Consider the following 26127-nt stretch of genomic DNA (forward strand, 5'->3'; position numbering starts at 1 on the left):
CACTTTCTGTAAAAACGTACTATTATATTATAAATGCACTGTGTCAAGACAGATTGCACGGAATGAATAAAAGCGCACAAAAAATGGTGCGCAAAGGGGCGTTTTCCGCAATGACCGAAAGAAATTTAACCATGCTCACTGACTTTTACGAGTTTACGATGGCGAACGGATACTTCGAAAAGGGTATCGGCAACCGCCGCGCATACTTCGATATGTTCTTCCGCCGTGTACCGGACGGCGGCGGATATGCCATCATGGCAGGCGTGGAACAGCTGATTGAATACTTCAATAACCTGCATTTTTCCGAAGAGGATATTGCATATCTTCGCAACCGCAAGTGCTTCTCGGAGTCCTTCCTCAATTATCTGCGCGATTTTGAGTTTGAATGCGACGTATGGGCCGTACCCGAGGGTACGCCGGTATTTCCCGGTGAGCCGCTCGTAACGGTGGCCGGTCCGATGATTCAGGCACAGTTTGTCGAAACCATGATCCTGCTGACCATCAACCACCAGACCCTGATCGCCACCAAGGCGAACCGCATCACGCGTGCGGCAGAAGGCCGTACTGTGCTCGAGTTCGGCTCCCGCCGTGCACAGGGCTACGACGGCGCTATCCTCGGTGCCCGCGCTGCCTACATCGGCGGCTGTCAGGGTACCGCCTGCGTTCTGTCCGACCGTGACTACAAGATTCCGGCCGGCGGCACGATGGCGCACTCCTGGGTGCAGATGTTTGACAGCGAGTACGAGGCCTTCAAGGCTTATGCAGATATTTATCCGGATAACTGCGTATTCCTGGTTGACACTTATAATGTACTCAAGTCCGGTGTGCCGAACGCAATCCGTGTCGCCAAGGAACTGGAAGCGGAAAAGGGCATCCGCGCACGCGGCATCCGTCTGGATTCCGGCGATATCGCTTACCTTTCTATCGAGGCCCGCAAAATGCTCGATGCCGCCGGCTTCGAGGATATGCAGATCATGGCGTCCAACTCGCTCGATGAGTATCTGGTGCGCGACCTGCTCGTGCAGGGTGCCCGCGTAGACTCGTTCGGCATCGGCGAGCGACTCATCACCTCCAAGTCCGAGCCGGTATTCGGCGGCGTATACAAGCTGGCTGCCGTTGAGGATGAAAACGGCGAGATCATCCCGAAGATCAAGGTTTCCGAGAACGTCGAGAAGATCACCACACCGCACTTCAAGCAGGTGTACCGCCTGTTCGACAACAAGACCGGCAAGGCGCTCGGCGACGTGCTCACCGTGCACGACGAGCAAATCGACGCTTCTCTGCCGTATGTACTGTTCCATCCGGTCTACACCTGGAAGCAGCGTATCGTTACCGATTATACGGTTCGTCCGCTGCGCGTACAGCTGTTCAAGCACGGCAAGTGCATTTACAACAGCCCGGATGTTGAGGACATCCGCAAGTACTGCATCCGTGAGGTCGATACCCTGTGGGATCAGATCAAGCGTTTCGAGAATCCGCAGACCTACTTCGTGGATCTCTCCAAAAAGCTGTGGAGCTGTAAGAACGAGCTTCTTGAAGCCTGCCGCATCTAACAAGCAAATTCGCAGACAGCGAACCATAATATAGTGGTTCGCTGTTTCTTTGCGCCCAATCGCAAGATTGTATAAAAGCTGTGAGCATCCCTGCACAGGATTTCGCTCACGCAGCCTGTTTCAGCAGTTTTCCGCAGAAACACGCTATCTTTTCGCAGGTGTAAATCGCAAGAATTTAGTAGTACATCGCACCGCAGGAGATTATACTAATAATCGCGGTCAAAAAAACCGCATATTCCACACAAATTGAAGGGATACACCAATGAAAGCATTTCTATCCTCGCTGAGCCGCAGCAAGCGCTATGTTGTCGCAGAACTGCTTCTCGTTTATTTCGCACAGGGGCTGAGCTCCATCATGCTCGGCTCTGTGCTGCCGGATTTACGCGCGGCCTACGCGCTGGATTACCAGATCGGCGGCACGCTGCTGTCCGCACAGTCGATCGGCTATCTCGGTATCGGCCTGCTGTCCGGTCTGGCCGCCATCAAATGGGGACTCAAACGTGCCTACCTCATCCTATATTATGTATTCGCGGTCGGCTTTGTCATGCTGTTAACCAACGGCTCGCCGGTCTGGCTGCTGGCGGCCATGTTCCTGACCGGCATTTCCAAGGGCGCTATCACGGATTACAACAACCGCGTGATGAGCGAATACGCGAACGGCAGTGCCACTCCGCTCAACATGATGCACGCGGCGTATGCGTTCGGCGCGTGTGTGGCGCCGCTAGCTGTGCTCGCCTGCCATAAGCTGGGCGGCGACAACGGCTGGCGTCTCGCGCTTGAGATTTCCATTGTGCTGCTGACGGCTTCGTTTATCTTCGGCCTGTTCATGAAGATGGATGACGATAAATCCACGAAAACCGGGCAGAAATCCGCGACCGACTACGGATTTCTGCGCGAAAAGCTGTTCTGGCTGTGCACAGCGCTCTGCTTTTTCTACGAGGCTGTTGAGGCTTCCATGATGGGCTGGCTGACCAGCTTTTACATTGATTCCGGTGTGCTCGCCGCAGACGCTGCGCAGATCATCACTTCCCTGCTGTGGGTTTCGCTGCTGATCGGTCGCTTCTCGTGCAGCGTGATCGCTGCGAAATTCCGTCCGTGGCAGATGATCACGGTCATGTGCTTCGGCATGGCGGCATTTCTCGTGCTGCTCGTCACCGGAACCACGCTTTCCGTGCTCACGATTGCAACGATCGGTCTGGGTCTATGCATGTCCGGCATGTACGGCACAACGGTAGCCAACGCCGGAGACCTGTTCTCGCGCTATCCGGCATCCATGGGCATTTACGTTACGCTCAATGGCTTCGGTGCGGCTATGGCTCCAGCCGCGATCGGCATCGCTGCTAACCGTACGGGAATCCGCTGGGGTTTTGCTATCCTGCTGATTGCAGGCGTGCTGCTCGTTGTCTCGGCAGTGCTCAATGCACGGTATTTCAAAGACAGACAGCACAGCAAGGCGGCTTCCCGCGCCTAAAAAGCACAAAAACCTCTCTCAAGCGTTTTGAGAGAGGTTTTATTTTTATTCCGCTGCCGTTTCCGGCTCCTGCTCGACAGCCTGCCTTGCAGCTCTTGCGGCAAGGTGTGTCTCCAGCCAACGTGAAATATCTCCGAAGGTCTCAAGTCTGTCAAGCTCGTTGAGCACCTCGTGGCGCGCATCCTTATAAAAGATGACCTCGATATTCCTCACGCCATTGCCGCGGTACAGATTGACCGTACGGCGCACACCCTCACCGTACCGCCCAACCGGGTCCTTATCACCCGAGATGAACAGCAGCGGCAGGTCCTTTGGCGTTTTCCGGAAGGTCACCGGATTGTTCGCCTTGGTGATGAGCGTAAACAGGTCGCGGAATCCGGTCGCGGTAAACACGAAATTGCATTTTTCATCCGACTGATAGAGCGACACGACCGCCTCATCGCGGCTGAGCCAGTCAAACACGGTTTTCGGCTGCTTGATTTTTCTGTTGAAACCCTTGAACACCAGATTGGACAACAGTCCGCTGCGATAGGTGATGCCGCGCGAGCGTGCTACCGAATCTGCAAGATGTACGATGCTGCCGGAGGCAGCGATCGGACCGACCGTGCCGATGAGGATGCAGCCGGACAGCTTCTCTCCGTAATCGAGCAGGTACAGCCGCGCGATCAGCGAACCCATCGAGTGCCCGAGCAGGAAATACGGCAGGTCGGGATAGCGGCGCTGCATCAGGTCGGTCAGATGCTTGACATCCTCAACAAGATACTTCCAGCCGTCACGAGCGGCAAAAAATCCGAGATCCGCCGTGCGTGAGACCGATGCTCCGTGTCCGATATGATCGTTTCCGCAGACAATAAAGCCCAGTCCGCAGAGATACTTCGCAAATGCGGTATAGCGCGAAAAATACTCGCACATGCCGTGAGACAGCTGTACGATACCGCGCACCTCTACTCCTTCGGGAACAAGAATATAATAGGTGACATTGGAAACACCATTGGCACTTTTGTAAATATTTTGCGTACACTTGATATTCATATACAACACCCGATCATGGACTGTACTTCTTTGCTGTTAATACTATACCACAAATCCACTTATCGTGCACCTGTTTTTTGATAAAGTTCACAGTTCATTTAAAAATGCACTGTCAAAAATTGCTGATTTTTAAATACCTTTCCCGACTGCAAATTATGCAGGATTACGATATCGCAAACAGCGACCGATGTGCTACAATAAAATAAATCACGGGCAGTGCTGTATTGCCCAATCCAAAAGAAAGAAGGATATACCCATGCCGTATATTGCTGTTACCACCTCCAAGGCCCTGTCCGACGAGCAGAAGGACGAGCTGAAGAAGACCATCGGCCAGAAGATCTCCCTGATTCCGGGCAAGACCGAGGCTGCTCTGATGGTTGACATCTCCGATAACCACACCATGTACTTTGCAGGCGAGAAGCGCAAGCTGGCGTACGTTGATGTTCGCTGCTACGGTTCGACCGAGTTTGAGAACAAGAAGGCACTGACCGAAGCACTGTTTGATGCTGTCGAGCTGCACACCGGTCTGCACGATGACAGCATTTACCTGACGTACTCCGAGTTCTCCAACTGGGGCACCCGCGGTACCATGAAGTAAACCGCAGAAAGACGCTGAGAGTTTCTCGGCGTCTTTTTTGTTTCGGATGAAGAATTGAGAATGTCTGAATTTTCAGAATGTTCACATTTGGACGATTGACGTTCGCTCGCTTTCGGTCTATTATAGTTTACAAGTAAACCGTTTGCTGAAAGGAGGACACCGCATGTCCGGCTCTCCCCATGATTTTGCCGCCGATGCGTTCCACGCGGGTCAGCTGTACCGCAGCTGCTTCCGCGAGCTGACCGAAAACTGCGGCTTTACGCCAAATGAGATGTTCGTGCTGCTGTTTCTGTACCGCAACGCGCCCGAGCAGGACACCGCAACTGCCATTGCACAGGCGTGGAACGTTTCCAAGCCGCTGGTGACGCGCAGCGTGGACGGACTGCAGAGACGTGGTCTGCTCTACTGCGTACGCGACGAGAACGACCGCCGTCTGGTGCATCTGCACCTGTCTGATGAAGGACACGCTGCCGCCAAAACGCTCCATCACCGCTGTGAAACCTTTGCGCTGACACTGCAGCAGGGTATCTCCGAGCAGGAAATGCAGACCCTGTGTGGTGTGATGCGCAAGATGCAGCAAAACCTCAACGATTTACTCGAAAGGACGAAACTCACATGAATAACAACCCAAAAGGGACGAAAAACCCCAAAAAACCGCTGATCTTCTATTATGCGGTCATGCTGCTCGTGCTTATGATGCTCAACTGGCTGCTGTTTCCGAGCCTGCTGCAGCGGCAGGTTACCGAGGTCGGCTACGACGAGTTCATCACCATGGTAGACGACGGCAAGGTGCAGACCATCGCCTACGACAAGCAGGATCAGGAAATTACCTTTGAGGCCACCAATGACAAGGGCAAGGACGCACTCTACAAGACCGGCATTTTCCCGGATGACGAGCTGGTCGGCCGCTTGCTGAAGGCCAATGTCAAGTTTGCTGCCGAGATTCCGACCCAGACCTCTCCCCTGCTGAGCATGCTCATCAGCTACGTTGTTCCGATTGTGCTCATTATCGCGGTCGGTCAGTGGCTACAGAAAAAGATGATGAAGAACATGGGCGGCAACATGATGAGCTTCGGCAAATCCAACGCCAAGATTTACGCCGAGACCGAGACCGGCAAGACCTTTGCCGATGTCGCCGGTCAGGATGAAGCCAAGGAGGCCCTCACTGAGATCGTGGACTTCCTGCACAACCCGAACAAGTACGCTTCCATCGGTGCAAAGCTGCCGAAGGGCGCACTGCTGGTCGGCCCTCCGGGCACCGGCAAGACCTTGCTGGCGAAGGCCGTTGCCGGTGAGGCACATGTGCCGTTCTTCTCGATTTCCGGCTCGGAGTTCGTCGAAATGTTCGTCGGCATGGGCGCGGCCAAGGTGCGCGATCTGTTCAAACAGGCCAGCGAAAAAGCACCGTGCATCGTGTTCATCGACGAGATTGATACCATCGGTAAAAAGCGCGACGGCGCAGGCATGGGCGGCAACGATGAGCGCGAGCAGACGCTCAACCAGCTGCTGACCGAGATGGACGGCTTTGACGGCACCAAAGGCGTCGTTATTCTGGCGGCGACCAACCGTCCAGAGTCGCTTGACCCGGCTCTGCTGCGTCCGGGCCGTTTTGACCGCCGCATTCCGGTGCAGCTGCCCGATCTGCAGGGTCGTATCGCAATTTTGAAGGTGCACGCTAAGGATGTTCACATGTCCGGCAATATCGACTTCAACTCGATTGCCCGAGCAACCTCCGGCGCTTCCGGTGCTGACCTTGCCAACATTATCAACGAGGCGGCTCTGCGTGCCGTCCGTCTGGGACGAAACAGCGTCATTCAGGCCGATCTGGATGAGAGCGTCGAGACCGTCATTGCCGGTGCGCAGCGCAAGAACGCCGTACTCAGCGCCAAGGAGAAGGAGATCGTTGCGTATCACGAAATCGGTCACGCACTGGTGGCTGCCAAGCAGACCGACTCCGCGCCTGTCACCAAGATTACCATTGTGCCGCGCACCTCGGGTGCACTCGGCTACACCATGCAGGTGGATGAGGGCGAGCACAATCTGATGAGCAAGGATGAACTGCTGAACAAGGTGGCAACGCTCACCGGCGGCCGTGCAGCCGAGGAGCTGATTTTCGGCTCGATTACCACCGGTGCATCCAACGACATCGAGCAGGCCACCAAGCTGACGCGCTCGATGATCACGCGCTACGGTATGAGCCGCAAGTTCGATATGGTTGCGCTCGAGACCGTGACGAATCAGTATTTGTCGGGCGATACCGCGCTCGCTTGCTCGGCGGAGACCGCTGCGAAAATTGATGAGGAAGTGATTGCCACTGTCAAGACCGCGCATGAGAAGGCCATCGGCATCCTGCAGAATAATATGGATGCCCTGCACCGTCTGGCGCACTTCCTTCTGGAAAAAGAAACCATCACCGGCGAAGAATTTATGGATCTGCTGCATAAATCCGAGTAAATCTGTGCAAAAGGAAACCCTCTCTCGTAATGAGAAAGGGTTTCTTTTTGCCTATACCCACAACAAGGAACAGACCAGAAAGAGAGGGCGGACACATTGGTCCGCCCCTAAGCATATACAATTATATTTATCTGAGCGACAGAATCTCTGCCGGATGTTCAAACCTCATATCCGACATTAACTTCTCCGCCTCGGAGCACCCCCACAGGGCGAGGACGCTCTTGACGCCTGCACTTTTCGCGCACTGCATATCATATTCGCTGTCACCGATATAGACGGCGTCCTCGGGTTTACAGCCGAACCGACGCAGACACTCGAGCAGAGCGTCCGGCGCAGGCTTGGGATGCTCGACATCATCCGCACAGATGATCTCATCAAACCACGGCGTGAAGCCGATGGGTTCAATCCCCTGCTTGAGCTGCAAACGTGTCCGCGAGGTGACAATGCCACACGAACAGCCGGATTTTCTGAGCTCCTCTATCGTTTCAGGAATGCCGTCGTACATCGGGATTTCGTCCAGACGGTCATACGCCAGCGCTTCCCAGCGAGCCATGATTGGCTCAACCCGCTCGGCCGGAATGCCTAATTTCGCCAATGCGCGTCTGCCGGGCATACCGAAGGAGAAGATCAGCTGCTCGTAGGTGAACTCATAGCCGAACTCGGCAAGTGCAGTGTGCATGGCCCACTGATCTACCTTTGAGGAGTCGATCAGCGTGCCGTCAATGTCAAAAACAAAGTATTTCATGTGGTTTCCTCCATCTTTTTCGCCAAGGTAAATAACCCTCGGGTATAGTCCTGCTCGAAGGACTGAGACAGCTCTATGGTCGGCATAGCCTGCTCCGGCAGCGCCTGCGCACAGCTTTCGCGTATCCGCGCTGCCTTATCGGTCAGACGGGAATCGGCATACAGCACCACCCTGTCCGGATTGATGAGCGCCGCACAGCCGCAGATGACCTTGGTGAAATAGTCGCTTATATCCGCGCCTGCAAAGTGATTCTGCGCGTATTCGAGATTGTGTTCGATTGGAAGATAATGCAGTTCGCCGGCAAAGCCTGCGGCACCGCCCCAGACCTTTCCGTTCAGCACGATACCTGCGCCTGCACCCAGCTTGCCGATGTAAATGCACACAGCGGCTTTCGGTGCGGGCGTGTACTGCGCCGCGTAGCCTGCAGCCACGACCTGCATATCACGGGCCGCCATGCACGGCAGACCGGTTTTATCGTGAAGATACGCGCTAAGGCTTACGCCCCGCAGCTCAGGGTAGCCGAAACTCTCGGTGACGATGCCGTTATGCATTGTTCCGGCAAAGCCGAGCATCACCGCTGCAAGCCGCGGGTAACGCGCCCTAACACGCATCAGAAGCGTGTCGAGAAATTCGCGCACATCGCCGGAGCAGGTCTGCTGTTCCTGTTCGAGCGGTGTACCGTCGAGGTCGCACACAAACCAGTGCAGCGTGTCCTGCTCCAGTCGCAGACACAGGAACAGCCGGTACTGCGGGTTCAGCCGGTACTGCATGGCGCAGCGTCCACCGGTGGAGGCTGCCGTACCGATTTCTTGCGCTTCTCCGCGCTCGACCATCTCATCCACAATGCGGCTGACGGTCGGAAAGCTGAGATGTGTCAGCCGCGCAAGATCGTTTTTGCCGGCAGAGCCGTGCTGCATCGCCTGCCGGAGCAGAGCTGTGTTCTCCCGCTTGAGTTTTCCTGTGTCTGCCATGGTGCACCTCTTTTCAAAATACTTTTTAATAGTATGTTAATTTCTACATACAGTATATCCTCTGTGGGCGGTTCTGTCAATGCTAAATTAGGAATTAACGTGAGGTTTATTGTCTGCACAACATTGTCCTTTCCATTCCACCCATAATATGTTATACTGTTCGTAAAGGAAGGAGGAGACAAAAAATGTCCACTACAATTTCAATCTCGGTGATGTGCTCTGTGGGGAGCCTGACCTGCGGTATACTTTCACTTGTACTGCCGCTCATTGCACTGGCCAGACGAAAAAACGCGCTGCCATTTGCAGCGGTCAGTATGGGTTTGTGCTCACTGGCGTTGCTCGGGCAGATTTTCGAGTACAATGTCCGCGTATATGCACAGGATTTCAGCGCCCTTCTGGATACATCGTTCGCTATTCGGTTCTGCGCAGTCGTACTGTTCCTGCTGGCGGCTGTTGTAAACGCAGGCGTGTGCATGTACCAGATGAAACGCAGCGTAAAGCAACACCCGCAACATTAATTTACCATAGATAATACACAATAAAACCAAAACCGCCTTTTCAGGCGGTTTTATTATTTTTACAAGGTCTTACATCTGCCGGTTTGAGGCGGATTGACCTTGCAGGTCTGACAATATTTAAAATTCACTCCCTTTAGGTCTATGCAGATGAGTTACAGGCGATGTGCCAAGCCAACGTACCCTATGGTATACCTTTTAATAATAAGATAGAATCATGTGAAGAAGGGTAAATCGCTACGTTATCTTCACTCTCCACTCTTAATTACACCGTTGATTTCCGTTTCGGCAGATTGAAGTCAATCCCGGTGAGCATTTTCACAATCCACAGCAGGAACAGCAGTACGAGCACCGGCAGCACACACGAGGTAACGATTAGCACGGCGAGTGCCTCCATGACATTGCTGAGCAGTTTTTCAAACTTTTCCGTCACGCCGGAGACCGCATTCTGCACCGAGGACGTAATACCCGACCAGAAACCGCTCTTTTCGCTGTCCGAATCCGAGTCTGAACCCGCACTGGTATCGATAGCATCCGCTGCACTTTGCGCGTCCTCAATGGTCTGCGACAGAGAGGTTTCATAGGTGGCCTCGATCATGCGTGATACTGTGATGCCGCCCGGAACAGCCAGCCAAACCGCCATGCCGAACAGCGCCAGCTTGAATGCGAGTTTCGCCAGAATCGCGCTGCTGCGGAACTGCCGGACGATGAGCAGCACGCACGCTGCCGGTAAAATAAACCGGAAAACCGCGTATCCGGTAATGGTGAGCAGATATTTCTCTAACATAATGGCACACAGCACGATCAGAAAATCCGACGTGAGATCAGCCAGCTTTTCCGCGATGGCGCTTCCTGTGTCTCCCGGCAGAGCCGAAACAGCTGCGGACGCTGCCGTGGAAGCCGCAGTCAGCTTCATCACAGTCGCCTGCTTTTCATTTAAATATTCAATGCTCGTCCGGTGCGTCTCCGGTGAAGACTGCCATCCCGAAATGCCGAAAAAGCACCCAAGTCCGATTATCAACAGCAGCACACACGAAACGATTCGCTTTGTCAGTTCGTTCATTTTATCCCTCATCTCTATTAGAAAACCCCCAACGGTCAGACAGACTAACGATTGGGGGTTGTTCACACTTATATGATTACTTGCTCCAGGCTGCCTTGGCTGCGCCTTCCTTGAATACCTCGTGGAAGCCCTTGACATTAGCTGCAATGTCACCGCCGAACACGGCAGAACCTGCTACGATAACGTCTGCACCGGCGGCTACGATGTCGGCGGTATTGTTCAGCTTTGCGCCGCCGTCGATCTCCAGTTCGCACTTATAGCCGTTCTTCTGGATTTCCGCGCGGACAGCCTTGATTTTGTCCATGCACTCCGGGATAAAGCCCTGACCACCAAAGCCCGGCTCAACGGTCATGATGAGCACCATATCGCAGTACGGCAGCAGCGGGAACAGCACCTCAGCGGGGGTTTTCGGCTTGATAACGCAGGCTGCCTTGACACCGGCTGCGCGGATTTTCTTCAGCTGCTCGAGCGTATCACCGTTGGACTCGTAGTGTACGGTGATGATATCCGAGCCGGCCTTGATGAAGTCGTCCAGATACTGATCGGGGTCCGAGATCATCAGATGTACATCGAGCACCTTGTCGGTCGCCTTGCGCAGCGCCTTAACCACCGGAGCGCCGATGGTGATATTCGGCACGAAGTGACCGTCCATAACGTCAACGTGAACGTATTCCGCACCGGCATCGGTGGCAATTTTAATATCGCGTGCAAGATTTGCAAAATCTGCGGACAGAATAGACGGTGAGAGCTTGATTTCCATAACAGTTCCTCCTGTAACCGCAGAGTGTTCCGCGGCATAATTTGATACCAGACGCGCCTGTGTGTTCAACCGGTTTGCACGGCGCCGTCTTTTTGAATACGAGGGCGGCATGTACAGTCGCCCTCCTCTTGACTTACATTATATCACACCTCTTTGGAAATTGAAAGAAAAGAGTGAGGAGTGGAGATCACCTCACGGTTTCATCTTCTTCCCACCGCTGCATCTTGTCACATCCTGCGGCTGCCATTTTTAATAGGATATAACCATGCGAAGAAGGCTGCACCACACCGTCAATTACTGCTTACGAATGCCTGATTATTAATTTGTTCTAACGGTATAGAAAACTTCTCCATCGAAATCAACAATATTTTGTCGCCCTCACCGATTGATTTATCTGTGTGAAAAATGTAGAATAGAAGTATCATGCAATAAAGGAGCGAACACGATCATGAGCGTCAATCGTTGTTATTCCGAGAAAAAACCCGGCTTCGATGTCGAAGCACGCAGCCTGTTCTCCAGCCTGCACGACCTGTTGGAAATCAAAAACCTGACTCATGTGCGCTATCTCTGCCGCTACGACGCAGAGGGACTTGCACCTGAGACCTACGAGAAGGCAAAGGGCATCGTATTCTCCGAGCCTATGGCTGATGTGTGCTACGACGAGGACTTTCCCCGTCCGGAAGGCGCTCACACCATCCTTGCGGTAGAGCCGCTGCCCGGTCAGTTCGATCAGCGCGCCGATTCCTGCGCACAGTGCATCCAGCTGCTCACCGGCGGCGAACGCCCGACCGTTGCAGCCGCTAAAATTTACGTTCTGGAAGGCGAGCTCACTGCTGAGGACATGGACAAGATCCGCGGCTATCTGATTAACCCCGTAGACACCCGCGAGGCTTCGATGGCTAAGCCTGCAACCCTCAAGGTAGAGTACGCTATCCCGACCAGCGTGGCATCGGTTGTCGGCTTTACTCACATGGACGAGACGGCTCTCTCTGACCTGCTGCATAATATGGGTCTGGCGATGGATCTGGACGACCTCAAGTTCCTGCAGACCTACTTCCGCGACACCGAAAAGCGCGACCCGACCATCACCGAGGTTCGCATGGTCGATACTTACTGGTCCGACCACTGCCGCCACACCACCTTCCTCACCCAGATCGATGACGTAAAGTTCGAAGATCAGATGGTGCAGGACGCATTTGACCGCTACATGGCTGCCCGCGTAGAAGTCTACGGCGAGGAAAAGGCTGCGAAGCGTCCGGTAACGCTGATGGACATGGGTACGATCGCGGCTAAGGTGCTCAAGAAGCGCGGCTACCTGAAGAACATCGACGAGTCCGAGGAGATCAACGCCTGCTCCATTAAGGTGAAGGCACTCGTGAACGGCCACTATGAGGACTGGCTGCTCATGTTCAAGAACGAGACCCATAACCACCCGACCGAGATCGAGCCGTTCGGCGGCGCGGCTACCTGCCTCGGCGGCGCGATCCGCGACCCGCTGTCCGGTCGCTCCTACGTTTATCAGGCGATGCGCGTGACCGGTGCGGGTGACCCGACCGTACCGCTGTCTGAGACCCTCGAACACAAGCTGTCGCAGCGCAAGCTGTGCCAGACAGCTGCTGCGGGCTACTCCTCCTATGGCAACCAGATCGGTCTTGCTACCGGTCTCGTACACGAGATTTATCACCCGGGCTATGTCGCAAAGCGCATGGAGATTGGCGCTGTTGTCGGTGCAGCTCCGCTGGAGAACGTCATCCGCGAGGTACCCGAGCCGGGCGACATCGTCATCCTGCTCGGCGGCAAGACCGGCCGTGACGGCTGCGGCGGCGCTACCGGCTCCTCTAAGAAGCACACTGAGGAGTCCCTTGAGACCTGCGGTGCTGAGGTCCAGAAGGGCAATCCGCCGGAAGAGCGCAAGATTCAGCGTCTGTTCCGCGACGGCAACGTCACCCGCATGATTCGCCGCTGCAACGACTTCGGTGCGGGCGGTGTATCCGTTGCCATCGGCGAGCTGGCTGACGGTCTGGACATCGACCTGAACGCGGTTCCCAAGAAGTACGACGGTCTGGACGGCACCGAGCTGGCTATCTCCGAGTCGCAGGAGCGCATGGCTGTCGTTGTCCGTGCAAAGGACGTAGACGCCTTTATTGCCGCAGCTGCCAAGGAGAATATCGAGGCTGTTGTTGTCGCAACCGTTACCGACAAGAACCGCCTGTGCATGACCTGGAACGGCGTCAAGATTGTCGATGTTTCCCGCGATTTCCTCAACACCAACGGCTGCTCCAAGCACGTTGACGCAGAGGTTGGCGCACTGCCGACTCCGTCCATCTCCTGCGCTCCGGCAGGCAATTCCGAGAAGGAAAAGCTGCTGAACCACGCCTCTACCCTTGGCATCTGCCTCGAGCGCGGTCTGGTTGAGCGTTTCGACGGCTCCATCGGCGCAAGCTCGGTATTCATGCCGTTCGGCGGCAAGTATCAGCTGACCCCGACGCAGGTTATGGCGGCTACCATGCCGGCCCTGAACGGTCAGTGCGAGACCGCGTCCGTTATGGCGTTCGGCTTTGACCCGTATTTCACCGAGCAGAACCCGTATCTCGGCGCTTCTTCCGCGGTAATCGAATCCGTGGCAAAGCTGGTCGCAGCGGGCTGTGACTTTGAGACCGCTTACCTCACCTTCCAGGAGTACTTTGAGCGTCTCGGCAAGGACCCGAAGCGCTTCGGCAAGCCGCTGTCCGCGCTGCTGGGCGCATACACCGCACAGGAGAACCTGTGTCTGGCAGCCATCGGCGGCAAGGACTCCATGTCCGGCTCGTTCGACGATATGGACGTACCGCCCACGCTGGTTTCCTTCGCAATCGCACCGCAGGACGCTTCCCGCCTGATCTCTCCTGAGTTCAAGGCGGCAGGTCATCCGGTTTACTTCTTCGATGCACCGTACAATCAGGACGGCACGCCGGATTACACCACGCTCAAGTTTATGTGGAACGAGGTTGCAAACCTGATTGCGTCCGGCAAGGCGGTATCCGCATGGGCGCTGTCCACCGGCGGTATCGCTGAGGGCGTTTGCAAGATGGCGCTCGGCAACAAGATCGGCTTTAAGATGGACGACTCGTTCCCGTCTGACGCGCTGTACCTCAAGAACTTCGGCGGCATCCTGATTGAAGCCGCATCCGAACTCCCGGCTTACTGGCTGGTCGGCTATACCACCGACGATGAGAAGATCACGGTTGCCGGTGAGTCCGTAACGCTCGACGAGCTGACGAATGCCTTCGAGGGCAAGCTCGAGAGCGTGTTCCCGACCAAGGCGGCTGCTTCCGACGAGCATCTGACCAAGGTTTCCTTTACCGAGCGCAATGTTTCCGCTCCGGCAGTCAAGAGCGCAAAGCCGCTGGCGGTTATTCCGGTATTCCCCGGCACCAACTGCGAGTACGACACCGCCCGTGCGGTCGAGAATGCAGGCGGCGCGGCTGAGATCGTCGTAGTCCGCAACTTCTCCGCGGATGCCCTCCGCGAGAGCGCTGAGCAGCTCGAAAACTCCATCCGTAAGGCGCAGATGGTTATCCTGCCGGGCGGCTTCTCCGGCGGTGACGAGCCGGACGGTTCCGGTAAGTTCATTGCGTCCTTCCTTCGCGATGCAGGCATCAAGGATAGCATCCACGAGCTGCTGAACAAGCGCGACGGTCTGATGCTCGGCATCTGCAACGGCTTCCAGGCGCTCATTAAGCTGGGCCTGGTTCCCTACGGTGAAATCCGTGACGAGATGACCGGCGACGACCCGACGCTGACCTTCAACCTCATCGGCCGCCACCAGAGCCGCTACGCGACCACCCGCGTTGCGTCGGTTAAGTCTCCGTGGCTGTCCTCCTGCAATGTCGGCGACCTGCACTCCATCGCGTTCTCGCACGGCGAGGGCCGCTTCGTAGCACCGCAGAACGTCATCGACGACCTGATCAAGAACGGTCAGGTAGCGTTCCAGTACACCGATCTGAACGGTGACCCGTCCATGGACATCGCGTGGAACCCGAACGGCTCCATGTGCGCGATCGAGGGTATCACCTCCCCGGACGGCCGTGTGCTCGGCAAGATGGGTCACACCGAGCGTTACAGCCCGTTTGTCGGCAAGAATATCTACGGCGAAAAGTATCAGCCGCTGTTTGCAAACGGCGTGAAATACTTTAAGTAAAGCCTGTGCAGAAAGCGCCCTCGGAGAGGGCGCTTTCCTATCAATAAATACAATATGAAAAACGATTAAAAAATACTATAAGCGCATCATGCAAGACGTTTTGGGGTATATCAGTTTATCCCCATATTGGCGGCAAATTCTACGAAATACTCCTGCATTTTCCCCAATAATATTGGAGACTGCCGATCTCGCACAGTTCGATTGTCATCTTGCTCATATTTGCCAACGAAATAGACTTTCTTTCGGTGTATATCGAACCGAGTTTGATCCTGTCAATAGTCACGAATGCTTGATCTTTGTATATGCGAACGACTCATTTTGTTCGCATCTTTGTGCCGTTTCCTTCAATAATCTTGATTATTTATAACAGGATCACCTACAACAGAAATTTATACAGAGCGTGGTTTCTATAACAGCTCCTATGAATTGTCTTTTCATGATCTATCCAAATATTCTTGAACGTCAAAGAACAAACTTGCAATCCCAAAACTTCGCAACTCACTTTTTTCCAATAACGAGGTGTTTTTATGAACCCCTGTGAGCACAAAGTCCAATACTATGAAACCGATGGCATGGGCATCGTCCACCACTCGAACTACATCCGCTGGTTCGAGGAGGCGCGCGTGGATCTGCTCGAGCAGCTCGGCTTCGGCTACGACCGCATCGAAGAGGCCGGTTACAGCGGTCCGGTGCTGGAGGTCTCCTGCCAGTACAAAACCATGTCGAAATTCGGCGAAACCGTGCGAATCGAAGCATCTATCACGCAGTACAACGGCGTACGCATGACGCTGCACTATGATGTCTACGACAAGGCGACCGGCACGCTGCGCTGTACCGGCGACAGCCGCCATTGCTTTATCAACGCCGAGGGCAAACCGGCTATCCTCAAGCGGTGCTGGCCGGAGTTTGACGCGGCATTGACTGCAAATACTGTAAAAGAGTAACAAAAACCGTCATCTCTGCATTTGAGATGACGGTTTTTGTTTTGCCTGTGTTATCCTTTATTCTCCACGCCGGTCAAGTCCTGAACAACTTCACCTGCGATGATAAGACCCGCAACAGCAGGCACAAACGCCGTGCTGCCCGGAACCTGTCGGCGCTGTGTGCATTTTCTGGCAGTGCCCGGCGGGCAGATGCAGTTCTGGCGGCAGCTGATCGCCATATCGTCGATTGGCGTCATAGCCGGCTCCTTGGAGTACACGACCTTGAGCTTGCGGATGCGGCGCTTACGCAGCTCATAGCGCATAACACGCGCGAGCGGACAGCCGGAGGTCTTATAAATATCCGTCACTTCCAGCTTGTCGGCGTGAATCTTGTTGCCTGCACCCATGCAGCTGATGATGCGCGTACCGGCCTTGGTTGCCTGCTCGATCAGCTCGAGCTTGCCGGTTACGGTGTCGATGGCGTCTACAACGTAGTCATACTGGGTGAAATCGAACTGAGAAGCGGTCTCAGGCGTGTAAAAGGTTTTGTAAATGTTGACCATGCAGTCCGGATTGATATCGTGAATACGCTCGGCGGCGGCCTCTACCTTGTATTGACCGACCGTCTTGCGGGTAGCGATGATCTGGCGATTGATGTTGGTCAGGCACACCTTATCATCGTCGATGAGGTCAAGTGTACCGACACCCGAACGCGCCAGCGCTTCTACCGTGTAGCCACCCACGCCGCCGATGCCAAACACCGCAACACGCGCGTTGTACAGGCGCTCCATGCCCTGCTTGCCAAGCAGCAGCTCGGTTCTCGAAAATTGATTGAGCAAGTTTTTTCTCCCTTTCGTGCAGTTTTTCGCTTAGTTATAAGTATAACGGGGAATGCCTACTGTGTCAATAGGAAAGCTGTCGTTTCCCTGCACCGATTGACCCGGGGGGCTCGAACTGCGCAAGCGTGTTCGTCCCTGACGGGCGGTGTGTTTTTCACTGAGATTCAACGGGGGGATTCGCCGCCCACGGGGACAGCGGGAACGTCGCGGCGCCCGCTGCGTGGCAAAAAGGAAGGGACACCTACGTTTTCCCTTCCTCTTTGGACTCCTACCTTTCCCTTGTTTGATAGTCCGGCGCAGATTGCCTCCATGTGACCGCTTCGAAATCGGGAACGGCAGAGGATTTTTACTACCGTGTCTTTCGAAACCTGTTCGCAGGGTCAGATACATTACTGCTACACAGACCGGAAAGTCTCCGCAGGCGCAACACAAGGTGAATTGCCCACAGGGCAAGAGCGAGTCCCCCGGGGATACCCGTGCTGCGAAACTCTTTAACACGTTATACCGCACGGCACCTACGGATTAGGCGTTTGATACAATTTATCTTCGCAGGCCCTATCTATCATAACGCGCTGACGAATTGTGCGGCACTGTTATGCCGCACCCAGCGTAGAATAGCCGAGCTGTATAGCAGAACGCTATCTGACACTGCGAATAGGTAAAGAAATGGGAGCACACTGTGCTCCCCTACGGTAGAAAAAATCCTCTGCCGTTCCCCTTTTCGAAGCGGTCGCCGATCTCTGGTCTGCGCCAGACTCGGAAACAAAAGGAAACGGGAGTTAAGAGGGTAGAAACCGTAGGTGTCTACCCTCTTGCCCACCGCCGCGGGCGCGGCAGGCGCCCGCGCGGCGTCAGCGCAGTTATACTCGCTTCCAAGCGACCAATGCCACTCCTGCCGAGATAAACTCCGTCACCCAGAACGCATGCCAAACGCCATTCGCACCCATAATCTTACACAGCACGACCGCGATCGGCAGAATGACCACGGTATACCGGCACAGCGAAATCACGAGCGACGCCGTACCCTTTCCGAGTCCTTCCAGTGCGCCGGATGCCGTAACCGAAACCGCCGAAACAAGAAATCCCACACAGATAATGCGCAGCGCATGTGCACCGATAGCCACCGTCCGGACATTTTCGGTGAAAAGTGCCATCAGCGGAGATGCGAACGCCAGACACAGCACAGTGCCGATCATCATAATGCACGCACACAGCGCAAGCGCTACCTGAAAAATACGGCTGACGCGTTCCCGCTCACCCGCGCCGTAGTTGTAACCGATCACCGGACGCATACCCTGAATAATGCCGCTCGCAGGCAGATACAGGAAAGTCTGCAGCTTGTAATAGATGCCGAGCACGACCACATACGCCTGACTGAGCTCAGCCAGCAGCGCATTCAGACACGAGATGAGCAATGACGGCAGCGCCAGATTGAGTGCCGCCGGAATGCCGATCGCATACAGCCGTGCCGTGATGCCTCGAGTACCGTGCAGCCCCTTGCGTGTGATATGCACGGACACCGGCCGCAGCCGATATATCACCAGATAGAACGCCAGCGTTACCAGCTGGCCGATGCCGGTGGCGAGTGCCGCGCCGCGCATGCCGAGCTGCGGGAACGGCCCGATACCGAAGATGAGCAGCGGATCCAGCACGATATTTGTCACACAGCCGAACAGCAGCGCTGTCATGGTCACCTGCATGCGACCCATCGCCTGATAAATCTTCTCGAACGCGAGACCGACCATGATAATCACCGAGAACGCGAACGCGATAGACGCGTACTGCGTACCCATCTCCGCTACCTGCTCAGAATCCGTGAACAGCCGCAGGAAACGCGGCATGACGGTGATGCACACGATCATGCTCACTACGCCGTGGATAACTGAGCACGCAATACCGCGCGTCGCCGCCGCGTCCGCCTTGTCGATCTCACCGGCACCGAGATGATACGAAATCACTGCGTTAATGCCCACGCCGAAGCCGATAGCGAGCGCGTTTATCAAATTCTGCACCGGATAGACCAGCGACAGCGCTGTTATCGCGTCCTCTCCTATTTTTGCAACAAACAGGCTGTCGATGATGTTGTACAGCGAGTTCACCAGCATGGAAACCACCATCGGCAGCGTCATTGAGAGCAACAGCGGCAGTATCGGCTTTTCCCGCATAAAGCGTTGGTTCACGTTCGGTTCCTCCCTTTTGTGCAAATAAAAAACCGCACGACCGGAATCCCGGTCGTGCGGCGAAAAAGAACATCTTGAGATGCTGTAAAAATCCACACAAATTTTAGTGAGATAAGTTTATCATAAAAGATGCGGAATTGTCAAGCCGTCAGTTAATCTCGGTCGGCAGATCGACATAGCTGCTCAGATCGGTCGGCAGCGTAATCTTAACCGCATCGCCGGTAGCGGTTACCTTAGCGGCTGCGTTCAGAGTTGCGCTGATGGTCTCGCCCTCTGCTGTAATATCAACCGTACCGGAAATCGCGGTATCGGTAAGCATGCCATTGACTGCCTTCGCGGTAACATTCATATCGCGGGTTTTGATGGAAACACCGTCCAGCATGCCGCCGAGCAGCTCGTCAAACAGGTCGGAACTGAAGACACTGTTCATGTTGTACTTAACGGTCATACCGCCGCTGCCCTTGGTAATGCTCTCGATCGCGCTGACCGGAACAGAACTGTTCATAGCAGAAATCTCCATGCCGTTCAGCACATCATCAAAGGACATCGCCATTTTGTACTTGCCCTGTGCACCCATATCCATGTAGTAAGTGCCATTGGTGAAGTAATAGTTAATATCCTGCGAAATACTGGTATCGCCGCCGTTCGCCAAAGACGGGTCGATCGTCATGTTCAGCTTGCCGCCAAATGCCATCACGGACTTGTCCAGCTCCTTGAGGTTCATATCGGCCTTAATCGTCATCGGCATGGACATATCGAGCAGCTTGGTGGTGCCGAGTTTAACGCTTGCCTTGATGTTCATATCCATAGCCATCTTGGACTCCGCCGAGGTGTTCTTCGCAGCGGTGTTGAATGTGTCCGCGTCTGCGAAAAATGCGCCCAGAGAAGCAGCCTTGGTCTTGTCAACCGCACCGTCTGCAACCAGCTTATCGAGCAGAATGCTGTCACTGCCCTTGACATCGGTATCAAGCGCGGTCAGGCTCATTGCAACTACGTTGTCACGCAGGAAATTCTTGGTGCTGCAATTGACATCGTCCACCAGGCCAACCTGCTCACCGAAATCCAGTGCTTTGGCATAGGTAAAATCGCCCTTGGCATCCGAGTAGCCGAGTGCGCGCAGCAGGAACGTGGTATACATCTGTGCAGAGCACTTGCCGGTCGGGTTATAGGCAGTCTCACTCATGCCGTTGGCAAGGCCGTTATCGTACAGGTACTGCACATACGGCTTTTCCCAGCCCTTCAGATCGGTAAACGGTGCGGTGTAGGTCAGCTTTTCCGCCTCAGCCTCCTTGCCCAGCAGGCGGACCAGCATTGCCGAAGCCTCGGCACGGGTAGGTGCCTTGTCAAGCTGGTAACCCTGATTCGTGCCCTGGAACAGTCCCACGTCCTTCAGGCGGTCCGCACAGTTTGTGAAGTTCGCCGCACCGGCTGTTGCCGTAATGCCGGCAGCAACCAGCATGGATGCCAGTGCGATTCTCATCTTTTTCATATTATCTTCCTCCTTTTGATTGAAAAAGCCAATAGATTTTCTTTATTATAGCATGGTTCTTAGGAAAAGTAAACAACAATTCAGAAACGATGCGGCTATCTGATGCATGATTGCAAATCCGCGCAGAACATGGTAAACTAAAGGTGCTTTTTGTCGGTTGTTTTGCCTTTCTGACAGCAATTTTACCATACAGGGATGTTTGCTACATGGTTTTCAGCAGTCTGATTTTTCTATTTTTCTTTTTGCCGGCGGCGCTGTTCTGCTATTATATCGTGCCGCAGAAATTTATCCGAGTGCGGAACGCGGTGCTGCTTTTATTCAGCCTGTTCTTTTATTTCTACGGAGAGCCAAGGCTGATCGGCATGCTAATTTTTTCGATACTGATGAACTACCTGTTCGGTCTGTCCATGCGCAGTACATATAGAAAACCGCTGCTTATTTTGTGCGTTATCGCTAATCTGAGCCTGCTGGGTGTATTCAAGTATCTGAATTTCTTCATCAGCTCAGCGGACAGCCTGTTCGGACTGGGTATTCCGGTGCCGGATATCGTCATGCCGATCGGCATCTCGTTTTACACCTTTCAGGCGCTCAGCTACGTCATTGACGTATACCGCCGAGAGGTTCCGCCGCAGCACGATCCGTTTTCGCTGGCGCTATACGTTTCCATGTTCCCGCAGCTTATCGCAGGCCCGATCGTACGCTACCACGATGTCAACGTGCAGCTTGCCGTGCGAAAACACTCGTTTGCGCAGTTTTCCGAGGGTATCAGCCGCTTCCTGTTCGGGCTCAGCAAAAAGGTACTGCTGTCCAATGTGTTCGCGCAGATTGCGGACGGCGTATTCAAATATGCACCGAGCGAGCTGTCCGCTGCCGGTGCGTGGATGGGCGCGATTGGCTATACGCTGCAGATTTACTTCGATTTCTCCGGCTACTCGGATATGGCGATCGGTCTCGGCAAAATGTTCGGCTTTGCGTTCCTCGAAAACTTCAACTATCCGTACATCAGCAAGTCGGTCACCGAGTTCTGGCGCCGCTGGCATATCTCGCTGTCCACCTGGTTCCGCGACTATGTGTACATTCCGCTCGGCGGCAACCGGTGCTCGCCCGCACGGCACATTTTCAATCTGCTTGCCGTATGGACCCTGACCGGCTTCTGGCACGGTGCCAACTGGACGTTTATGGCATGGGGTCTGTACTTCGGTATCCTGCTCATTCTGGAAAAGAAATTCCTCGCCGGATGGATTACGCGCCTGCCGTCCGTGCTGCAGCATGTCTATGCGCTGTTTTTTATCGTCATCGGCTGGGTGTTCTTCCGCAGCGATTCGATGGGACTGGCAGTGCAGTATCTCGGCAGCATGTTCACCTCGGCGGTGCCGCTCAACCGGTTCGTAATCGAATATCTGCTGCGGTTCTGGCCATACTTGCTGTTCGGTGTTGTATTGTCCGCGCCGGTGTTTCCGCGTCTCAAGGCCTCCCGTGTATGGCGCGTGCTGGAGTTTCCGGTGCTGGCTGTCCTGTTCACGCTGTGCCTGATGCGCCTGCTCGCCAGCAGCTACAACCCATTTATCTACTTCCGCTTCTGAGGAGGGTTGAGACATGAAAAACGCAAAGCATATTGTCAAAACCGTGCTGTTCTGCGGTACGCTGGTCGTTTTTTCGGCTGTCAGCGTATTCAGTCCGAAGGAAAAAGGCTCGTTTTACGAAAACCGCAGGCTGGCGGTCTTTCCGGTGCCGAGTGTCGATACCGTGCTGGACGGTACGTTTTTTCCCAATGTGGAAACCTATATCAGCGACCACTTTGCCTGCCGTGTTCCGCTGCTGCGGCTGAACGTCCGCAAGGAGCTTGCGCTGCACAATCCGGTCGTCAGCAACACGGTTATCGCGGGTGATACGCTGCTGCCCTATCACGGCAAGCCGCGCACCGATTACAACCATGAGGACATGCAGACCGTATTGGATGCGCTCTCGCAGGTAAACACGGTGTGTGAGACTGTCGGTGCAAGGTTTGTCTATCTGTCCATTCCCGAGCAGAGCAGTGCTTTGCGGTACAAGTATCCGTCGTACCTCACGTCTGGCACCTACACGGATGATTCCATGCGCACGGACTTCCTCGCCGGACTGGATGCGCGCGGCATTGACTGCCTGAACATGGCTGACTATCTCTGCACCGATCCGGAGAAATATTACAGCAAAACCGACCATCACTACAACTTTTACGGCGCGTATGAGACCTATCTGCGCACTATGGAGCACCTGCAGACGCTCGGCATAGACGCACCTGTCACCACCGATGTGACCATCGAGCAGATTGAGCGGCCGTTCCTCGGTTCCCGCTCCCGCAAGCTGCTCGGTGAGTACCCTACGAATGACAAGCTGTACCGCTTCACACTTGGCACGCCCGTGCCCTTTGCGCGAGAGGATAGCGGCCAGCCGGTTGAGAGCACGGTAGTCAACGAAAATTTCAACAACGTGTATGATTACTACATGGGCGGCGACATTGGCGAAACCATTATTAAGACAAACCGTCCCGGTCTGCCGCGCGTGCTTGTCATCGGCGATTCGTTCACGAACCCCTTGGAGGGCATCCTGTATACCTCGTGCGACGAAATGCGCAGCCTGGATTACCGCCACTATGACGGCGAGAATATTCTTGATTATATCGCTGATTATCAACCCGATGTCGTGCTGTATGTCCGCGATGATCTGACCTGCATCACCACCGAAGGCAACGGCACGATGGGACTTGCGGAATAAAAAAGACACCCGGGGGTGTCTTTTTCAGGTAGACATGCGGTGCAATTGAGAACGGAAAATCCTTCTCGGGCTTTTACTTCAATTACTGCCAATCAAGCGGCTTCGGCTGCTCAAATGTAGTCGTTGGCTCACAGAAGATGTGCTCATGCGCACTCTTGAGGATGCACTCCATCACCTCAAGCGAATGCAGCGCCATCTCGCCGGAGGCACGCGGCTTGCGGCCCTCCTCGAGCGCGTAGACGAGATCCACCAGACCGATACCGCGCGGGTTCTCGGCGTGGCTGACCGAATTGTACGGATGGCTGTTCGGCACGACCGACCACGGCGCGTTTACGTTCTCCGGACGGCGCTCGGCATCCGCCCAGCGGTACTGGTCGGGCGTGCGCATGAGCGTATCGCCGCCGAACAGGTTAGGACCGGAAATCGGATCCTTCTCGTCAATGAGAACGGTTCCCTCGGTACCGTAAATCTCCATACGCGGCAGCTCGGAATCCCAGACGTCAAAACTGCAGGTCAGCGTCACCTGTGCGCCGCACACAAACTCAAGAATCGCGTTGATATGAGTATCCACGTCCACCGGCAGCACCTGTCCCTTGCTCGGGCCGGACGGCACGGTGCGCGTCTCTCCTGCCTTGGTGGCCATTGCGCAAACGCGCTTTACCGGGCCGAGCAGGCTGAGCAGCGCGGTGACGTAGTACGGCCCCATGTCGTACAGCGGGCCTGCACCCGGCTGATAGAAGAATGCCGGAGCCGGATGGTGGAACTCGTGCCCGTGACCGACAAACCACGCACCGCCGCCCGTGATGCGGCCCAGTCTGCCGCTGTCGATCAGCTCGCGGATGTTCTGCAAGCGACCGCCGAGGAAGGTGTCCGGCGCGCAGCCAATCAGCAGTCCCTTCTCCTTAGCAAGCGAAACAAGCTCCCTGCCCTGCTCAAACGTCATCGCCAGCGGCTTCTCCGTGTAGACATGCTTGCCCGCCTTCAAGGCTGCCAGATTATACTCATAATGTGCCTGCGGCGTCGTCAGATTGAGGATAATGTCAATATCCGGGTCAGCGATCAGCTCCATACCGGAGGCGTATGCCTTGGGAATACCGTGCTCTTCCGCCTTTCGCTGTGCCTTCTCCAGTCCGCGTGAGGCACACGCCACCACCTCGACTGCGTCATACTTTTTCAGATTGTTCAGGTAAACATTGCTGATGTCGCCAATGCCGATTACACCAACGCGTAATTTCCTCATCTTATGTTCCTCCCTTTGCTCTTTGACCATATTATAAAAGGAATGCGGGTGGTTGTCTTACAATATCTTGCGATTTCTTACAGGCAGGAGACAGGAGTTTCGGTTGCGGTTTACCGCTGCGCAGGAGACCACCGGCCGCCCGACAACACGGGAAATCATTGTCCGCTCCTCACTTCTGCCTCCTCATTCCTCACTTTTTACGACTTGCATGTGCGGATATGCAATATCAATGCCTTCTGCATCATAGGTAAGCTTAATGCCCTCGAGCACGGCGCACTTGAGCGCGAATGCAGTGGCGTTATCCTTCGCCCACAGCGATGCACGCAGAACAACTGCGGAATCCGCCAGCTCAAGCACAACGACCGGCACATCGGGCACGCCGTCCTTTTTCTGCTGCTCGGTGCGAATATCGAGGAAGGCCGGCTGCTTCCGCACCTCGCGGGCGAGCAGCTCTTTGGCTTTTTTGAGGTCGCTTTCGTAGGTAATCCCCACTGTCAGGAACACGCAGACCTTGCTGTCCGCATAGTCGGCGTTCTCGATGATGGCACTGTTCATCTTGCTGTTTGGGATAATGACGCGCTTGTTCTCGAACGTGCGGACTGCGGTATGATGCAGCGTGATCTCCTCAACGCAGCCGGTGATGTCATTATCGACATAGCGCACGACATCGCCCATCTTAAACGGCTTGAATGCGAGGATCATCACGCCGCTGACCACGCTGCCGAGGGCTTCCTGTGCAGCAAGACCGGCAACCACCGCGATCACACCGCCGGTAGCCAGCAGAGTACGCACCGCACTCGACAGCACCGGAATCGCACCTACGATGACCATGCCGCCCGCAAAGTACACCGCAGCAACCGCTATGTATCGCACAAATCCTAAGACGGTCGCAATACTGCTGTTCGTTTTCCGGTGACGGTCAACCAGCTTTTTCATCAGCCGATTGACCAGTCCGGCCGCCGCCAGCGTCAGGAGCAGCACCGCCACGGCCAGTATTCCCGTGGAAATCAGCTTTCCCAGCGGTGATTCCATAAATTCTGTAAACCATTCAAACATCAGGGTTCCCTCTCTTTCCGGAGATAGGTTTATTATAGCGTATCTGCGGGTACGATACAATAGGAAAAGCCTCGGAGCATACATCTCCGAGGCTTGAGGCTGTCGAAAAACTATCGTTTTCCGAGCAGCCTCTCGCTCGAAACCACGCTTTCGAGCGAATACTGAAGAAAAACCGCGCCCTACGGGCACATTTTTTCTTCCCTTGTATAAATTCCGAGATACATGCTCCCGGAATTTATGAATTTGCTTCGCAAATTCTATTTTATGCGTGCTGCCGCACGAAGCGTAAAAATTCAAATAATAC

Annotated in this window: 20 protein-coding genes; 10 read left to right on the forward strand and 10 right to left on the reverse strand. The window is 54.8% G+C overall.

What is annotated here, in order from left to right:
* Nucleotides 1–110: 110 nt before the first annotated feature.
* Nucleotides 111–1553, forward strand: coding sequence for a nicotinate phosphoribosyltransferase (locus DWZ82_RS08395; protein WP_118480144.1), 1443 nt, complete (start codon nucleotides 111–113; stop codon nucleotides 1551–1553).
* Between the two features lie 262 nt (nucleotides 1554–1815).
* Nucleotides 1816–3024, forward strand: coding sequence for an MFS transporter (locus tag DWZ82_RS08400; protein WP_118480146.1), 1209 nt, complete (start codon nucleotides 1816–1818; stop codon nucleotides 3022–3024).
* A 45-nt stretch (nucleotides 3025–3069) separates the two neighbouring features.
* Here DWZ82_RS08400 and DWZ82_RS08405 read toward each other — a convergent pair whose 3' ends face one another.
* The gene (locus DWZ82_RS08405) at nucleotides 3070–4056 is read right to left on the reverse strand and encodes an alpha/beta fold hydrolase (RefSeq protein WP_118480148.1); all 987 of its coding nucleotides are present in this window, start codon (nucleotides 4054–4056) and stop codon (nucleotides 3070–3072) included.
* A 256-nt stretch (nucleotides 4057–4312) separates the two neighbouring features.
* On the opposite strand from DWZ82_RS08405, the gene DWZ82_RS08410 reads away from it, so the two are divergent.
* The 3 genes from DWZ82_RS08410 to ftsH all read left to right on the forward strand — a co-directional run bounded on the left by DWZ82_RS08410 (nucleotide 4313) and on the right by ftsH (nucleotide 7108).
* Nucleotides 4313–4654 carry a phenylpyruvate tautomerase MIF-related protein gene (locus DWZ82_RS08410; RefSeq protein WP_158575149.1) on the forward strand — a complete coding sequence of 114 codons (342 nt, stop codon included), beginning with the start codon at nucleotides 4313–4315 and terminating at the stop codon, nucleotides 4652–4654.
* A 163-nt stretch (nucleotides 4655–4817) separates the two neighbouring features.
* Nucleotides 4818–5273 (forward strand): MarR family winged helix-turn-helix transcriptional regulator, encoded by a 456-nt coding sequence (locus DWZ82_RS08415; RefSeq protein WP_118480152.1) that lies wholly within the window; start codon nucleotides 4818–4820, stop codon nucleotides 5271–5273.
* A complete protein-coding gene (ftsH, locus tag DWZ82_RS08420; RefSeq protein WP_118480154.1) occupies nucleotides 5270–7108 on the forward strand; it encodes an ATP-dependent zinc metalloprotease FtsH in 1839 nt (612 codons plus the stop codon). Before DWZ82_RS08415 ends, ftsH begins: the two co-directional genes overlap by 4 nt.
* Nucleotides 7109–7235: 127 nt before the next feature.
* On the opposite strand, the gene DWZ82_RS08425 is transcribed toward ftsH, so the two are convergent.
* On the reverse strand, nucleotides 7236–7853 hold the full coding sequence (locus DWZ82_RS08425; RefSeq protein ID WP_118480156.1) for an HAD family hydrolase: 618 nt from the start codon (nucleotides 7851–7853) through the stop codon (nucleotides 7236–7238).
* Nucleotides 7850–8824, reverse strand: coding sequence for an ROK family protein (locus tag DWZ82_RS08430; RefSeq protein ID WP_118480158.1), 975 nt, complete (start codon nucleotides 8822–8824; stop codon nucleotides 7850–7852). Before DWZ82_RS08430 ends, DWZ82_RS08425 begins: the two co-directional genes overlap by 4 nt.
* A gap of 185 nt (nucleotides 8825–9009) precedes the next feature.
* Here DWZ82_RS08430 and DWZ82_RS08435 point away from each other — a divergent pair, with 185 nt between their 5' ends.
* Nucleotides 9010–9342, forward strand: a complete 333-nt coding sequence (locus tag DWZ82_RS08435; protein WP_118480160.1) for a hypothetical protein — start codon at nucleotides 9010–9012, stop codon at nucleotides 9340–9342.
* A 262-nt stretch (nucleotides 9343–9604) separates the two neighbouring features.
* Here the strand turns inward: DWZ82_RS08435 and DWZ82_RS08440 are convergent, their stop codons facing one another.
* Entirely contained in the window at nucleotides 9605–10402 is a 798-nt protein-coding gene (locus DWZ82_RS08440; RefSeq protein ID WP_118480162.1) for a hypothetical protein, read from the reverse strand.
* Nucleotides 10403–10478: 76 nt separating this feature from the next.
* Nucleotides 10479–11162: a ribulose-phosphate 3-epimerase gene (gene rpe, locus DWZ82_RS08445; protein ID WP_117750831.1), complete on the reverse strand. Its 684-nt coding sequence runs from the start codon at nucleotides 11160–11162 to the stop codon at nucleotides 10479–10481.
* A gap of 448 nt (nucleotides 11163–11610) precedes the next feature.
* On the opposite strand from rpe, the gene DWZ82_RS08450 reads away from it, so the two are divergent.
* Together DWZ82_RS08450 and DWZ82_RS08455 are read left to right on the forward strand one after the other, a co-directional pair.
* Nucleotides 11611–15342, forward strand: coding sequence for a phosphoribosylformylglycinamidine synthase (locus tag DWZ82_RS08450; RefSeq protein ID WP_199667430.1), 3732 nt, complete (start codon nucleotides 11611–11613; stop codon nucleotides 15340–15342).
* A gap of 527 nt (nucleotides 15343–15869) precedes the next feature.
* Nucleotides 15870–16286 carry an acyl-CoA thioesterase gene (locus DWZ82_RS08455; RefSeq protein ID WP_118480164.1) on the forward strand — a complete coding sequence of 139 codons (417 nt, stop codon included), beginning with the start codon at nucleotides 15870–15872 and terminating at the stop codon, nucleotides 16284–16286.
* A gap of 50 nt (nucleotides 16287–16336) precedes the next feature.
* Here DWZ82_RS08455 and DWZ82_RS08460 read toward each other — a convergent pair whose 3' ends face one another.
* The 3 genes from DWZ82_RS08460 to DWZ82_RS08470 all read right to left on the reverse strand — a co-directional run bounded on the left by DWZ82_RS08460 (nucleotide 16337) and on the right by DWZ82_RS08470 (nucleotide 20773).
* Nucleotides 16337–17104 carry a tRNA threonylcarbamoyladenosine dehydratase gene (locus DWZ82_RS08460; protein ID WP_118480166.1) on the reverse strand — a complete coding sequence of 256 codons (768 nt, stop codon included), beginning with the start codon at nucleotides 17102–17104 and terminating at the stop codon, nucleotides 16337–16339.
* Between the two features lie 860 nt (nucleotides 17105–17964).
* Nucleotides 17965–19284 carry an MATE family efflux transporter gene (locus DWZ82_RS08465; protein WP_118480168.1) on the reverse strand — a complete coding sequence of 440 codons (1320 nt, stop codon included), beginning with the start codon at nucleotides 19282–19284 and terminating at the stop codon, nucleotides 17965–17967.
* Nucleotides 19285–19432: 148 nt separating this feature from the next.
* Nucleotides 19433–20773 carry an S-layer homology domain-containing protein gene (locus tag DWZ82_RS08470; RefSeq protein ID WP_118359515.1) on the reverse strand — a complete coding sequence of 447 codons (1341 nt, stop codon included), beginning with the start codon at nucleotides 20771–20773 and terminating at the stop codon, nucleotides 19433–19435.
* 206 nt (nucleotides 20774–20979) lie between these two features.
* Here DWZ82_RS08470 and DWZ82_RS08475 point away from each other — a divergent pair, with 206 nt between their 5' ends.
* Both DWZ82_RS08475 and DWZ82_RS08480 read left to right on the forward strand, forming a co-directional pair.
* A complete protein-coding gene (locus DWZ82_RS08475; RefSeq protein ID WP_118480170.1) occupies nucleotides 20980–22356 on the forward strand; it encodes an MBOAT family O-acyltransferase in 1377 nt (458 codons plus the stop codon).
* Nucleotides 22357–22369: 13 nt separating this feature from the next.
* Nucleotides 22370–23527 (forward strand): alginate O-acetyltransferase AlgX-related protein, encoded by a 1158-nt coding sequence (locus tag DWZ82_RS08480; protein ID WP_118480172.1) that lies wholly within the window; start codon nucleotides 22370–22372, stop codon nucleotides 23525–23527.
* A gap of 82 nt (nucleotides 23528–23609) precedes the next feature.
* On the opposite strand, the gene DWZ82_RS08485 is transcribed toward DWZ82_RS08480, so the two are convergent.
* Both DWZ82_RS08485 and DWZ82_RS08490 read right to left on the reverse strand, forming a co-directional pair.
* Nucleotides 23610–24767: a Gfo/Idh/MocA family protein gene (locus tag DWZ82_RS08485; protein ID WP_118480174.1), complete on the reverse strand. Its 1158-nt coding sequence runs from the start codon at nucleotides 24765–24767 to the stop codon at nucleotides 23610–23612.
* A gap of 183 nt (nucleotides 24768–24950) precedes the next feature.
* Nucleotides 24951–25823 carry a mechanosensitive ion channel family protein gene (locus DWZ82_RS08490; RefSeq protein ID WP_158574443.1) on the reverse strand — a complete coding sequence of 291 codons (873 nt, stop codon included), beginning with the start codon at nucleotides 25821–25823 and terminating at the stop codon, nucleotides 24951–24953.
* Nucleotides 25824–26127: the final 304 nt, after the last annotated feature.

It is taken from the genome of Butyricicoccus sp. AF35-5AC (assembly GCF_003477715.1).
GTDB lineage: Bacteria > Bacillota > Clostridia > Oscillospirales > Butyricicoccaceae > Agathobaculum > Agathobaculum butyriciproducens.